Here is a 13,032-nt window from a genome sequence, read left to right as displayed (position 1 = left end):
CGGCGTCGGCGTCGGCGTCGGGGACGGGGACGGCGTGGCCTCGCGGACCGGGACCATGGTCCGGCCGGCGTTGTCGCTGGGCTCGGGGTCCAGGACCGTGCCGGTCACCGACCAGTCGACGGGCTGGTCTCCGGCGGTGAGGCCGGTGAGGGTGACGCTCACCGTGACGGTGGTGCCGGGCTGCACCACACCGACATCGCACTGGAGGGAGGCGGCGTCGCAGACACCGCCGGGCCAGGTCACCTTGGTGACCCACACACCGGTCGGCGGGACGATGGTCAGGGTGGTGCCCGGGGAGGCCGCGGGACCGTTGTTCACCAGGTCCACGCCGACCGTGGTGGACTTGCCGACCGTGACCTCGGAGGTGGTGCCGGGCGCGTGGACCGCGAGGTTCACGGACTGCTGGACGCTGGGTTCCTTCTGTCGGCCCGGGAGCGTGCTGGTGAGCGGGGTGAGGTCGCCTGAGTCGACGTCCAACAGGCTCAGTTTCTCGGGGCTGTTGACCGCTGTCTCGGCCCGCGAGCTGATCACCAGGCTCTCACCGTCGGCCGTCCACGCGGCGTCGCGCGGCTGGAACGGTCCGGTGGCCGAGGTGTCCGGCAGCTGCCGTCCGCAGGCGCCAGGCAGGTCGGGGGCGGCGGCGGGCGTCAGCACCCGGCAGTCGTCGCCCTTGAGGGAGGTGAGCAGGATGCCGCCGCCCTGGTCGACCTGGCCGCCGCCGCTCTTGCGGTTGAAGGCGATGGTGGTGCCGTCCGGCGAGAACGCCGGGCTGTCGTCGATGACCTCGCAATCGCCCGGGCAGATCTTGGCACTCAGGTCGTCCTGTTGGTCCAAGTGGTCGCTGGACACGGTCCAGATGTGCTTGTTGCCGTCGATCACCTCGTTGCGGGTGAACGCGAGGGTGGTGCCGTCGGAGGACCAGGTGGGCTGGGCGTCGCCGCCCGTCTGCTCCCCGGCCGGCGGGGTGATCTGCCCGGTGATCGCGCCGGTGGCCGCGTCCGCGACGAGGATGCGGCTGGGCCCGCCGACGCCGCCCGGCGAAGTCCGGGTGAAGGCGAGGTACTTGCCGTCCGGGGACAACGTCGGGTCGGTGTCCCAGTCCGTCGCGCCGCGTCCCGCGAGCGGCATGGGCCGCGCATTCGATCCGTCGGCGTCCGCGATCCAGATCCGCTCGGTCCGGCCCTGGGGGCCGTCCTCGAAGCGGGTCAGCACGATCCGGCGGCCGTCGGGCGTGTAGTTCTGCCGCTCGGTCCACGGGTCGTACGTGGCCCCGGGCTGGAACAGCGGGTCCTTGGCGGGATCGGTGTTGGTGTCGGCCGCCGGGTCCTCGTCAAGGATCGTCAGCCCCAGGTCGCGCGGGTCGGAGCCGTCCGCACGCGCGTCCTGCAGCGTCACCACGTGCGGGCCGGCCGCCGAGGTGCGCTCGACCACCGCGCCGCCGCCGTCGAGCGAACCGGACCAGGTGACCGAGGAAACCTCCCGGTTCTCGTTCAGCACGAGCGAGGGGACCTCGTCGACGTGGGCGGTCGCCTGGAACACGTGGTCCCAGTCGCCCTCGCACTCACAGGTGTTCTCGGGGCTCAGGAACAGCACATCGTCCCCGTCGGGCAGCCACGCTGCCCCATGGGCACGCCACTGTGCCCGCGCGCCCCCGAGCAGCGGTTCGTCACCGGTCCCGGCCGCGTTCGTCACCCGCAGCCGGGGCACGCTCTGCCCGTCTACGGTGGTCGTGGCGGTGTACGCGATCCAGTCCCGGTTCTCGTCGTCGTTCACCGGGTTCCACACCGGTTCGCCGGCCGTCCCGTTCGCGGGGGAGGTGACGCGGGTGGCGGTGCCGCCGTTCAGGGGCCGTACGTAGATCTGCTCTCCGGCCGGTACGTCGCTGTCGCTCGCGTACGCCAACCGCTGCCCGTCGGGGGAGACGGTCGGGCCCTCCTCGTTCGCGGGGGTGTCGGTGAGCCGCGTCAGGCCGGTGCCGTCGGTGTGCACCAGCCACAGGTCGCGCTGCGTCCCGCCGCCCGGGCCACCGGACCGGGCGGCGTCGAACACCACGGACGTGCCGTCCGGGGTCAGCCGGGGGTTCGCCGCGTCCATGCCGCTGGTCAGACGCCGTACGGAACCGTCTGCGGACCGGAGGTAGATCTGCGGGGTTTCCTCGTCGCGCAGGCTCGCGAAGACCATCTGGTCGCCGAGGGCGGACGGCTGGACGTCGTGGTGGGCCGGGCCCGCACCGAACAGCGGGGTGCTGGAGGTCTTGGTGGCCACCTGGCCGAGACTGCGGTGCCGGGTGCCGGCGTAGGCGATACGGGTGTCCGTGGTGTCAGCAGCCGCGGCCCGCGTCGCGGACTCGGCGCCGTCCTGCCCGGAGGCCCCCGTCATCCCGAGCAGCGGGACGAGCAGCAGCAACGACAGACCGAGTCTTCTCGGGCGGTACCGCCCGCCGGGGCCGGCGGTTCGCATGGAGGGTCCCCCTCGCGGTCTGGTGCGGCACGTAGATGTGCCCCCGCCACCCTGCGACGACCGCGCACGAAGCGGCAGGGCGGCGGGGGCCATACCCGGGGGAAACGTGCGGTGTGCTTTCGGGCAGCACCGACGTACCCCACTGTCGTCAGATGAGCCCGTTTCGCAGCGCATAGCCCACCGCATGGGCCCGGTTGCGCAGTTGGAGGCGGGTGATGATCTCGTGCAGGACGTTCTTGACGGTCCGTTCGGAGTACGCGGTCTTGCGGGCTATCTCCGCGGTGTCCAGGCCCTCCGACACCAGGCGCAGCATGTCCGCCTCCCGTGTGGTCAGCGTGGACAGGGACAGGCCCTGCGGATCGAGCGCCGAGCGCTGCAGACTGCCGACATGGGAGAGCAGCTTGCCGAGCAGGTCGCCGGGAAGCACTCCCTCTCCGTTGGCCGTCGCGAGGACCAGGTGGACGAGCCGGTCCTGGTCGGCCTCGGCCCGCCGTAGCACCGCCGGGACGCCGCACTCGATGACGCGTTGCAGCGCGCCGGTCCCGAGGGTGCCGACCACGAGGCCCACGCGGGTGGCGGAGTTGAGCCGCAGCCGGTGCAGCAGGGCGGCCACGTCGTCCTCGACGTGGTCCACGACCACCAGCGACACCTGGGCCCCCTCGGCTTCGGCGTCGGCGAGCAGGTCGACCTCGGGGCGCTGGCGTAACTGCTGGACGACGCCGACGCGCAGGATCGGATCGGCGGCGTAGACCGCCACGGTCACCCGGTCCGGCCGACCGGTGCGGGAGACCTGGTGCCCGGAACCGGCGGCGGGCTCGTAAGACGTGGAGGCAGACATGACAGGGGTGCTCTCCTCTACGCAGGACATGGGGGGTTACCTGTTCATGGGTTCGGGGGGAGGATCGCTGGGCCGGGAGGAACACCGGAAGGCGGCGCGCGGGAGCCGTCGAGTGACATCAACGACCCACTGCCGCGGGCGAGTCGACGGCGGCTTCGCGGGCACCACGACTGCCCGGGTGTTGCCCTCGCGCCCCTCGGCGCACCCCTGCGGGCGTTTCTACCGTGGCGGCGTGACGCCTTCTGCAGCCTCTTCCGGTCCCGGTGCGCCCGGACTCGACATCCCGGTCGTGACAGTGGCACCGGGCGGCACTGCCACGACCAGTCTGACCGTCCGCAACGACAGCGACATCGTCGAGGCCTACAGCCTGGAGGTCGTCGGGGACTGTGCCTCCTGGACCACCGTGGAACCCGCGCGGGTCTCCCTCTACCCGGGCACCTCCGAGACGGTGACGATCCGTCTGGAGCCGCCGCGCTCCCCGGAGATCCGGGCCGGCGAGCTGCCTCTCGCGGTACGGATCCTGCCGATCGAGCATCCCGACGCGGTACGGGTTCCCGAAACCACCGTGCACGTCGAGGAGTTCCACGAGCTGCGCACCGAGTTGCGGCCGCGCCGCCGGCGCGGCTGGCTGCGCGGCCGCTATCGACTGGCGGTGCGCAACGAGGGCAACGCCCCGGTGCAGGTGGGCTTCACCCCCGGCCAGGCGGGCGAGGAGTTGGCGTTCGCCTTCAACCCGGCCGAGCCGAAGCTGGAGCCCGGCGAGTCGGTCGAGGTCGGGCTGCGGGTCCGTACGGGCAAGCCCGTGTGGTTCGGCTCCCCGGTGGTGTGGCCGTTCACCCTGGTCACCGCCGAGACCGGTGACCAGAACGAGACCCAGCCGGACGAGAACGCCGACCGGCCGCCGCTGGACGCGGAGTTCGTCCAGATCCCCATCTTTCCGAAATGGCTGCTCGCCCTGCTCGCGCTGCTGCTCGCGCTGCTGCTCGCCTGGTTCGCGCTGGTCCGCCCGGCGGTGCGCAGCGCCGCGAAGGAGGCGGTCAGCGAGGCGGTCCAGCCGCGCCCCACGCCCGCAGGAGAGCAGGGCGGCAACGGGCAGACACCCGGAAACGGTTCCGACGGTGCGAGCACCTCGCCCGACGGCCAGGGGAAGGGTTCCGGAGCGGGCGGCGACGGCACCTCGACCGGCGACGGCACCACGGTCGGCAGCGCTCAGCAGAGCTCGGCGACCATCGACCTGAAGACGTCCAGCGGGGAGACCGAGACCGGTACCTACAAGGTGCCCGAGAAGAGCGTCTTCGGTGTGACGGACATCGTCGTCGCCAACTTCCAGGGTGATGAGGGGGTGATGACGATCAGCTTCGGCGACCGCAAGATCACCACGATCGCCCTGGAGACCTTCCGCAACCAGGACTACCACTGGGTCACCCCCATCAAGATCCCCGCGAACGACACCGTGACCATCGAAGTGACCTGTGCGAAGCCGGGCACGCCGGCCACCGGCCTCCGGGCGCAGGGATGTCACGAGGTCCTGAACGTGAGCGGTGTGCTCAACCGCACCGAGCAATGAACCGGATCTCAAGCTTCCGAACATTTTCGATTAGTTCCGACTACATCTGTAAAGAGTGGCAAGTAATTTCGTCCAGAAATCGATAATTCCGGCCTGAAAACTGGCATCGGCCACAGACGGCACCCCGTGGACGGCATACGGCCCGCCCCTCACGAGTCCGCGAGAACAGCGGCGCGGATCAACATCCATGGGCGTTGGCCGCAGCGGGGGCAGGGCGCGGAGGAGGTCGGAGGCGTCGAAGATCCCGCCGGCCGAGGCGACGCCGACCGTCCGGGTCGCGGCCAGTGCCGACCACCCCGGCCACGACCAGCGCGAAGCCTCGGTAGCCCTGTTACGGCCGGCCACTTGAGGGGTGCGCAGCCGGCACAGGATGGCTCGTAGCACGTGGCGAAAACTGCGCGAAGAGGGATGCGCCAACCGGTGACCGGGGATGCGCGATCCTGGCCTCGACCTGATCGGCGACGGGACGACATGTGTGAGGCGCCGGCGCTTCGTCCTGGACGGCAAGCCGGTCCTGCTCGCGACGAGCTACCTCCCCATGCCCCTGGTCGCCGGATCCGCGATCACCCAGGAGGACACCGGGCCGGGCGGCACCTGCGCAAGGCTCGCCGAACTCGGATACGAGCCGGTGCACTTCCGCGAAGAGATCCGCTCACGCATGCCGTCGAAGGACGAGGCGGCACAGCTGAGCATGTCCGCGGCTGAGCGCGGTGTGAGCCGGCCCTCTGGGATTACTCGCGCCGCGGAACGCCGACGATTCGCAGGTCAGAACGCTTCTTTGTTCGGCTTGGCCGCTTCCCCCGACCTATGTGCTGGAGGCAGGACACTCCAGGGGAACAGCTGCACTCAACATGCTGCCGTGCCCCAGTCGCGCCCGATCGAGCGGGGAACACCGGGGAACAGCGGGAACCCGCGGGCAGGACGCAACACAACGGCCCCTGACCGACTTACCTGGTCAGGAGCCGTCCACATGTGCGGTGGGTGTGGGATTTGAACCCACGGTGACTCGCGCCACGACGTTTTTCAAGATCGCCCCGGTCGAGCGGCCCTGCGGGTAGCAGTACGCGTACGAGTCGCTGAGAACTCGTGACACGATCTTGTCGAGGTTCCCTGGTCGGGCGTGACCGGGCTGACGATTCGGCCGTTCGTGATGCTGTGGGTACTCGACCGTGGATCGTGGACGACGAGTTGTGGGCATTGATCGAGCCGCTGCTGCCGCCCTGGCCCGAGCGGGCGCCGGGGCCGCGTCCGGTGGACGACCGGCGCTGCCTGCAGGGCATCCTCTACGTCCTCCACCACGACATAGCCTGGCAACTGCTGCTCCCTGGAGCTGGGGTTCGACTCCGGGCAGACCTGCCGGCGCCGCCTGGAGCGGTGGCAGCAGGCCGGGGTCTTCGACCGGTTGCACCGCATCCTGCCGGCCGAGTCACCAGGGGATTATGGCGAGGGCCTCCACCTCCAGCATGAGCTCCGGCCGGTACAGGGCGGCCACCTGTACTGCGGTACTGGCAGGCGGACGCGCGGTGTCGATGTGCGCGTCGCGGGCGGCCCGTACCTCCGGCAGGATGGCGACGTCGGTGACGTAGAAGGTGAACTTGGCGACCTCGGCGAACGTGGCGCCGCCTGCCGCCAGGCAGCGCCGCAGGTTCTCGAAGACCTGACGGGCCTGGGCGGCCGCGTCGCCCTTCCCGACCACATTTCCCTGTTCGTCCAGTGAGACCTGCCCGGAGATGACGACCAGCCGGCCTTCGCCCACCACCACATGGCTATAGCCGTTCCCCGGGGCGACCCCGTCTGGCGGAATGTGGGTGAGCATGGTCTCTTCTGACTCATCCGACACAGGTGACCTCCACGAACGACAGGTGACGAGGCAACGGTATAGGGCACCAAGACCGTTTCCTACAGGGTCAGTTCGAGGAACCGCTTGTAGCAGCAGGGGGCGGATGCCGGCCCGAGGAAGGCCAGGTAGTTGCCCGGTTTCCGCTCGTAACGGTGGGTGAGGCGGCGGTAGCCGGTCAGCCAGGACACGGTGCGTTCAATGACCCACCTGCGTCGGCCGAGCCGCTCGCTGGAGTCGATGCCTTTGCGGGCGATGCGGACACCGATGCGTTTGCCCCACAGCCATCGCCGCAGGTGAAGAGGCCCAGACCGAAGAGGTCGCAGTCCGGCTGTCTGCCCAGCTCAGCAGCCGTATCGACCGCAGATGACCGCAGCTTCCCAAGCCGGCGGTCCGTTCACTCGGTACGGCCGCGGAATCCCGTGCCTCTCCCCCGCAGCCTCGTACCGACCCGGCAGGGCCTCCGGATTCGACGGGAGGAGGCCGACGGAGTCCCGAGCCGCGGTGACTGACGTCGCCGCGCTCGCATGCCCCCGGGCCCAAGGCCGCCACCACCGCCCGAATCATGGCACCGAGCGGAGCGGCGACAGCCTGGTCGCGGTCACGGATTCCGCTTCCCTCACCACAAGGGCAACGATCTCGTACACCCGCGCCTGCCGCCGCCGGAGGCCGTGCAGGCAGGCGGAACGGGCGTGGTGTGCGGGTGCGGGACTAGCCTGGGAAGTACTCGGGCGGCCGTTCGGGCCCAGGAGCTTTCCTGGTGTCGATCTTGTGGCCGAGCGGGCGCGCGGCGCGCGTCCACGGCCCCAGTTTTTCCTCATGAGGTCGAGGCGCCGCACAAGGTCGGCGCTCGCCTCAGGCCTTTCGCTCTGTCGACTGGGCGCCGCTTCGCATCACCGACGGGCGTGTGAACCAGGCAGGAGTACAAAAATGGCTTGGAATGTGAACGGTACATATCTTGAAAGCTGCAACTGCGACACCGTGTGTCCGTGCACCACCTCAGGTCTGACCGCACCCGCCGACCACGAGCGCTGCCAGGTGACTCTCGCGTTCCACGTCGCACGGGGTGAGGTCGACGGCGTGGACGTGGCGGACCACAGCGTCGTCGTCTTCGCCGACGCGCCCCGCGTGATGGCCGACGGCGGCTGGCAGGTCGTGCTGTACGTCGACGCTTCGGCCGACGACAGCCAGGCGGACGCGCTGGGCAAGGTCTTCTCCGGGCAGGTGGGCGGACCGATGGCGGCGCTCGCCCCCCTCATCGGCGAGGTCCTCGGCGTCGAACGCGTTTCCATCGACTTCCACGACGACGGTCGCCGTCACACGGTGCAGGTGGCGGACGCCATCGACATCGAGATCGAGGACCAGGTGGCCCCACAGTTCGGCGAGGACGGTCCCGTGATGGGGCTGACCGGCATGTTCCACCCGGCGAACAGCACGTTGACGATCGCCCGATCGACGCGGGCCGTCGGCAATGCCGTACACGGCCGCTCATGGGACTTCACCGGCCGCAACGCCCACTCGGCGCCCTTCTCATGGTCGGCGTGACCAGGACGACGATCACCGCCCGGCACAGCGCGAGCTACTCCGGGCTGGTGCTGCTCACGGCGGCCGCAGCCTGGGCGTGGGTGGCACTGCGCTGGGGGGACATGGGGTCCCGGACCATGGCCGGGCAGCTGCCCGCCTTCATCGGCACATGGACGATCATGATGGCCGCGATGATGCTGCCGGCCACGGCACCCGTCGCCTCGTTGTACGCGCGGACGGCCCCCGTTCACCGGGCGCCGCGCATGATCGCGTTCACCGCCGGCTACGTGCTGGTCTGGGCCGCCGCCGGGCTGCCGGCATACGCCCTGGCCGTCGGCGCGACGCACGTCGCCACCGCACATCCCACGGCAGGGACGGTGGCGGCCGCCGCCGTCTTCGCCGTCAACGGTGTCTACCAGCTCACCGCCCTCAAGGATTTCTGTCTCACCAAGTGCCGCTCACCGATCGGCCTGTTGCTGCGCTACGCGTCGTACCGCGGCCCCTCGCGCCACCTCCGTGCCGGAGCGCATCACGGCGCGTTCTGCCTGGGATGCTGCTGGTCCTTGATGCTGCTGCTCACGGCGTTCGGCGTGATGAATCTTTGGGCCATGGTGGGCCTGGCCGCCATCGTCACCGCAGAGAAACGCTTGCCGCGGGGTCGTCTTGTCGCCCGGGGCGTCGGCCTCACCTCGCTCGCGCTCGCGATCGCCGTCTTCTGGGTGCCCCTGCTGGCCCCCGCCCTCACGGGCAGCGGCATGACCGAGATGGGCCTCCGTCACCCGTGACACGCGCCACACGGCCGCAAGCCGTGCCGGGCCCGTGCCGGATCGTGCGTCGTGCGCAAGGCATCGAGGACCCGCGTCCACTCTTCGGCCGGGTGCCGGTCGAAGACCGCGCCTACGACCGCGCCTGGCAGGTCCAGGACACCCTCACCCAGCGCGGACAGCACCGCAGCGCCGGAGCCGTCGACCTCGTGGTGGCGGCCACGGCCGAGTTGCGGGGACTGACCCTCCTCCACCGCGACCGGGACTTCGAATGCATCGCCGCCGCCACAGGCCAGGCGCTCCAGTGGTACGGGCCAGAACCCGGCAAATGAACCCGGAGGGACAGGCGTTCGGCTGTTCCGTGGAAGCCTCGGCCGCTTCAGTCGCCCGGCCCTGTACCGCCCACCTCCTGTACCGCCCGCCTCCTGGGCGTCACTCGTCCCGCTCCCGTTCGACGGACAAAGCGGCCGTCCCGGGCTGCCCGGCGGACGGTGAAACCCTCGCGTCCGCCGGGGCGGTCAGCGGTGTTCGGGGTTGTCCGCGTCCGGGTGGCAGCCGGCGTCCCACTGCGAGCGCTGGTTGCCGTGGGCGGGGATGCCTCCGGCGCGCTTCAGCAGGGCGGCGAGGTGCATCAGGTTCCAGGTCATGAAGGTGGTGTTGCGGGTGGTGAAGTCGTTCTCCGGGCCGCCCGAGCCGGGGTCGAGGTACGACGGACCGGGGCCGGCCGCGCCGATCCAGCCGGCGTCCGCCTGGGGCGGGATCGTGTAGCCGAGGTGCTGGAGGCTGTAGAGGACGTTCATGGCGCAGTGCTTCACGCCGTCCTCGTTGCCGGTGATCAGACAGCCGCCGACACGGCCGTAGTAGGCGTACTGGCCCTGGGAGTTGAGCAGTGAGGAGCAGGCGTAGAGACGCTCGACGACCCGCTTGGTGACGGAACTGTTGTCGCCCAGCCAGATCGGGCCGGCGAGCACGAGGATGTCGGCGGCCATCACCTTCTCGTACAGCTCGGGCCAGGCGTCGGTGGCGAAGCCGTGCTCGGTCATGTCCGGGTGGACGCCGGGTGCGATGTCCTGGTCCACGGCGCGGATCAGGTCCGTGGTCACGCCGGCGGCGTCCATGACGGCCCGGCTCCTGTCGATCAGGCCCTGGGTGTGGCTGAGCTGCGGAGACGGTTTGAGGGTGCAGTTGAAGTAGAGGGCGGTCAGGTCGTCGTAGCGGTACGGGGTGTCGGTGGAGGGTGATGCCGTCATGGGCGGCAGCCTCTCGCACGATTTCCGGTTTGCCCTGCTTCGACGCACCCGCGCACGCTTCCCCCGCATGCCTTACCGAGTCATGGCCTACGGGCGTGGTCCCGTGGTACGGCGCCGGTGCGGACCTAGCGTGGCCGTATGCGCGTACTGGTCACCGGCGGCGCCGGGTTCATCGGGTCCCAGGTCGTCGCCGTGCTCCGGGAGCGCGGACACGAGCCGCTCGTGTTCGACGTGCGGAAGGACCCCGGCGCCGACGTGCGGGACCCGGCAGCCGTCGGCCGTGCCCTGTCCGGTGTGGACGCCGTGTGCCACCAGGCCGCGATGGTCGGGCTCGGCGACGGGATCGCCGACGCGGCGGAGTACGTCTCGCACAACGACCTGGGCACCGCCGTGCTGCTCGCCGCCATGGCGGAGGCCGGCGTCGGGCGTCTCCTGCTGGCCGGGTCGATGGTCGTCTACGGGGAGGGGCGGTACGAGTGCCCGCGGCACGGAGTCGTACGGCCCGGGCCGCGTGCCGTCGCCGACCTCGAGGCGGGCCGGTTCGAGCCCACCTGCCCGGTGTGCGGGGACGGCCTCTCCCCCGGCCTAGTCGGCGAGGACGTCCCGGCCGATCCCCGGAACGTGTACGCGGCGACCAAGCTCGCCCAGGAGCACCTGACCGCCACCTGGGCCCGCTCCACCGGCGGGTCGGCGGTGTCGCTGCGCTACCACAACGTGTACGGGCCCGGGATGCCCCGCGACACCCCGTACGCCGGTGTCGCCTCCTTCTTCCGCTCGGCGCTCGCCCGGGGCGAAGCGCCGCGCGTGTTCGAGGACGGGCGGCAGCTGAGGGACTTCGTGCACGTCCGGGACGTGGCGGCGGCCAACGCGGTGGCGCTGGAGGCGGAGACCGCCGGGGGTGTGCTCACGGTGTACAACACCGGCAGCGGTGAACCGCACACCGTCGGCGAGATGGCCCGGGCGCTGGCCACCGCGTACGGCGGGCCCGAGCCGGTCGTCACCGGCGAATACCGGCTCGGGGACGTACGGCACATCACCGCGGACTCGTCGCGGCTGCGGGTCGGGCTGAGGTGGAAGCCGGAGGTCGGTTTCGAGGAGGGCATGGCGGAGTTCGCGCGGGCCGGAATGCGAGGGGCGTAGGACCGCGCCGGGACATAGGACCGTGCCGTCGCCGGTACGCACCCGGGCACCGCCCCGGTCTCGGACGTCCGCGTTTCGTGAGGAGCGAAAGCCCGGTATGCCCGATTGGCGTTTGTAGGGTGAACCCGTGACGACGACTCCTCCGGACGTCGACGTGGTGCTGCCCTGCCTGAACGAGGCCGAGGCACTTCCCTGGGTGCTCGAACGGATCCCGCCGGGCTGGCGCGCCCTCGTCGTCGACAACGGTTCCACCGACGGCTCGGCCGAGGTCGCCCGCGCGTACGGCGCGACCGTCGTGCACGAGCCGCTCCGGGGCTTCGGCGCCGCCTGCCACGCCGGGCTGACCGCCGCCACCGCCGACGTGGTGTGCTTCTGCGACGGCGACGCCTCCCTAGACCCGTCGCTCCTCGTCCCCTTCGTCCGCGAGGTCCGGGACGGCGAGGCCGACCTGGTGCTCGGCCGACGGCGTCCGCGGGGCCGGGGCGCGTGGCCCGCGCACGCCCGCGCCGGCAACCTCGCGCTCGCACGGATGCTGCGCCGCCGCACCGGGCTGCGCCTGCACGACCTCGGCCCCTTGCGCGCCGCCCGCCGCGCCCCCCTGCTCGCCCTCGGCCTCACCGACCGGCGCAGCGGCTATCCGCTCCAGATGGTCGTCCGCGCGGCCGACGCCGGCTGGCGGATCGCCGAGCACGACGTGCCGTACCTGCCGCGCACCGGGGCGTCGAAGGTGACGGGCACCTGGCGCGGCACCTGGCAGGCCGTACGGGACATGAGGCGCGTGCTGCGCGAGCCCCCCGCGCACGGAGGAGGAACCGTCCGTTGACCACGCTCCTCGTCATCGCCAAGGAGCCGCGGCCGGGCCGGGTCAAGACCCGGCTCACCCCGCCGTTCACGCCCGGTCAGGCGGCCGAGCTGGCCGAGGCGGCCCTCGCGGACACCCTGCACGCCGTGGCGGCCACGCCCGCCTCCCGGCGCGTCCTCGTCCTCGACGGCGCCCCCGGCCCCTGGCTGCCGCCCGGCTTCGACGTCGTGCCGCAGTGCGCGGGCGGGCTGGACGAGCGGCTGGCGGACGCCTTCGCGCGCTGCGACGGCCCGGCCCTGCTCATCGGCATGGACACCCCGCAGGTGACGCCGGAGCTGCTCACCGTGGACTTCACCGACTGCGACGCCCACTTCGGCCCGGCCGAGGACGGCGGTTTCTGGGCCCTCGGTCTGGCGCGCCCCGATCCCGCCCTGCTGCGGGGCGTGCCCATGTCGACCCCGGGGACGGGAGCGGTCCAACGGGACCGGCTCCTCGCCGCCGGCCTGCGGGTGCGCGACCTGCCGTCCCTGCGCGACGTCGACACCGCTGCCGACGCCCACGCCGTCGCCGCCCTGGCCCCGCACGGCCGCTTCGCCGCACGGCTGGCCCGGTGCGCGGTGGTCGCGGGGCCGGATGCGCGGCCGGTCACGGGAGGCGAATCACCGCCGGTCACGGGGGTCGACTCGCCACCGGCCACGGAGCCGGGATCCGGGCCGGACTCTCCACCGGACGGCCGGCCGGGCTCCCCACCGGGCCCCTGACCCGTCGCGGAACCGAATCCGCCCACGGCCGCACCTCGATGAGCACCCCGCACCCCGATGAGCACCCCGTGCCCCGCCGGCCGCCGTCC

10 protein-coding genes and 4 pseudogenes are annotated in these 13,032 nt (G+C 71.5%); 9 read left to right on the top strand and 5 right to left on the bottom strand.

All coding sequences use genetic code 11. From position 1 onward, the window contains the following. Both AOK11_RS11195 and AOK11_RS11190 read right to left on the bottom strand, forming a co-directional pair. Positions 1–2,460 (bottom strand): TolB-like translocation protein (locus tag AOK11_RS11195; RefSeq protein ID WP_240497296.1); only part of this gene is annotated, 2,460 nt, incomplete at its 3' end. A gap of 148 nt (positions 2,461–2,608) precedes the next feature. Beyond that, positions 2,609–3,298, bottom strand: coding sequence for a helix-turn-helix transcriptional regulator (locus AOK11_RS11190; RefSeq protein WP_055593512.1), 690 nt, complete (start codon positions 3,296–3,298; stop codon positions 2,609–2,611). A 232-nt stretch (positions 3,299–3,530) separates the two neighbouring features. Between AOK11_RS11190 and AOK11_RS11185 the strand changes: the two genes are divergently transcribed. From AOK11_RS11185 to AOK11_RS41660, 3 genes and pseudogenes are all read left to right on the top strand, one after another. After that, entirely contained in the window at positions 3,531–4,865 is a 1,335-nt protein-coding gene (locus AOK11_RS11185) for a COG1470 family protein (RefSeq protein WP_240497295.1), read from the top strand. 445 nt (positions 4,866–5,310) lie between these two features. Then, positions 5,311–5,565 (top strand): annotated as a pseudogene (locus AOK11_RS39605) (UTRA domain-containing protein); the annotation flags it as partial. A 473-nt stretch (positions 5,566–6,038) separates the two neighbouring features. Continuing rightward, a pseudogene (locus AOK11_RS41660) lies at positions 6,039–6,291 on the top strand (transposase); the annotation flags it as partial. Here the strand turns inward: AOK11_RS41660 and AOK11_RS11180 are convergent. Beyond that, positions 6,292–6,681 carry a RidA family protein gene (locus tag AOK11_RS11180; RefSeq protein WP_055593511.1) on the bottom strand — a complete coding sequence of 130 codons (390 nt, stop codon included), beginning with the start codon at positions 6,679–6,681 and terminating at the stop codon, positions 6,292–6,294. It lies immediately after the preceding pseudogene. Between the two features lie 83 nt (positions 6,682–6,764). Continuing rightward, positions 6,765–6,962: pseudogene (locus AOK11_RS11175) on the bottom strand (transposase); the annotation flags it as partial. Between the two features lie 670 nt (positions 6,963–7,632). On the opposite strand from AOK11_RS11175, the gene AOK11_RS11170 reads away from it, so the two are divergent. The 3 genes and pseudogenes from AOK11_RS11170 to AOK11_RS11160 all read left to right on the top strand — a co-directional run. Then, positions 7,633–8,247 carry a DUF1326 domain-containing protein gene (locus AOK11_RS11170; protein WP_055593509.1) on the top strand — a complete coding sequence of 205 codons (615 nt, stop codon included), beginning with the start codon at positions 7,633–7,635 and terminating at the stop codon, positions 8,245–8,247. Next, entirely contained in the window at positions 8,244–9,011 is a 768-nt protein-coding gene (locus AOK11_RS11165) for a DUF2182 domain-containing protein (protein WP_055593514.1), read from the top strand. Before AOK11_RS11170 ends, AOK11_RS11165 begins: the two co-directional genes overlap by 4 nt. Positions 9,012–9,061: 50 nt before the next feature. Next, positions 9,062–9,322, top strand: a pseudogene (locus AOK11_RS11160) (PIN domain-containing protein); the annotation flags it as partial. Positions 9,323–9,508: 186 nt separating this feature from the next. Here the strand turns inward: AOK11_RS11160 and AOK11_RS11155 are convergent. Then, positions 9,509–10,240, bottom strand: coding sequence for a flavodoxin family protein (locus AOK11_RS11155; RefSeq protein ID WP_055593508.1), 732 nt, complete (start codon positions 10,238–10,240; stop codon positions 9,509–9,511). Positions 10,241–10,378: 138 nt separating this feature from the next. Between AOK11_RS11155 and AOK11_RS11150 the strand changes: the two genes are divergently transcribed. The 3 genes from AOK11_RS11150 (at position 10,379) to AOK11_RS11140 (ending at position 12,943) form a co-directional block, all read left to right on the top strand. Then, on the top strand, positions 10,379–11,380 hold the full coding sequence (locus tag AOK11_RS11150) for an NAD-dependent epimerase/dehydratase family protein (protein WP_055593507.1): 1,002 nt from the start codon (positions 10,379–10,381) through the stop codon (positions 11,378–11,380). Between the two features lie 127 nt (positions 11,381–11,507). Beyond that, a complete protein-coding gene (locus AOK11_RS11145) occupies positions 11,508–12,203 on the top strand; it encodes a glycosyltransferase family 2 protein (RefSeq protein ID WP_055593506.1) in 696 nt (231 codons plus the stop codon). Then, positions 12,200–12,943: a TIGR04282 family arsenosugar biosynthesis glycosyltransferase gene (locus AOK11_RS11140; RefSeq protein WP_079034766.1), complete on the top strand. Its 744-nt coding sequence runs from the start codon at positions 12,200–12,202 to the stop codon at positions 12,941–12,943. Before AOK11_RS11145 ends, AOK11_RS11140 begins: the two co-directional genes overlap by 4 nt. Positions 12,944–13,032 lie beyond the last annotated feature (89 nt).

The organism is Streptomyces hirsutus (assembly GCF_001418415.1).
In the GTDB taxonomy this organism is placed as follows: domain Bacteria; phylum Actinomycetota; class Actinomycetes; order Streptomycetales; family Streptomycetaceae; genus Streptomyces; species Streptomyces hirsutus.
The sequence above is the reverse complement of the archived record's forward strand: the minus strand, read 5'-3'. Positions and strand labels throughout refer to the sequence as shown.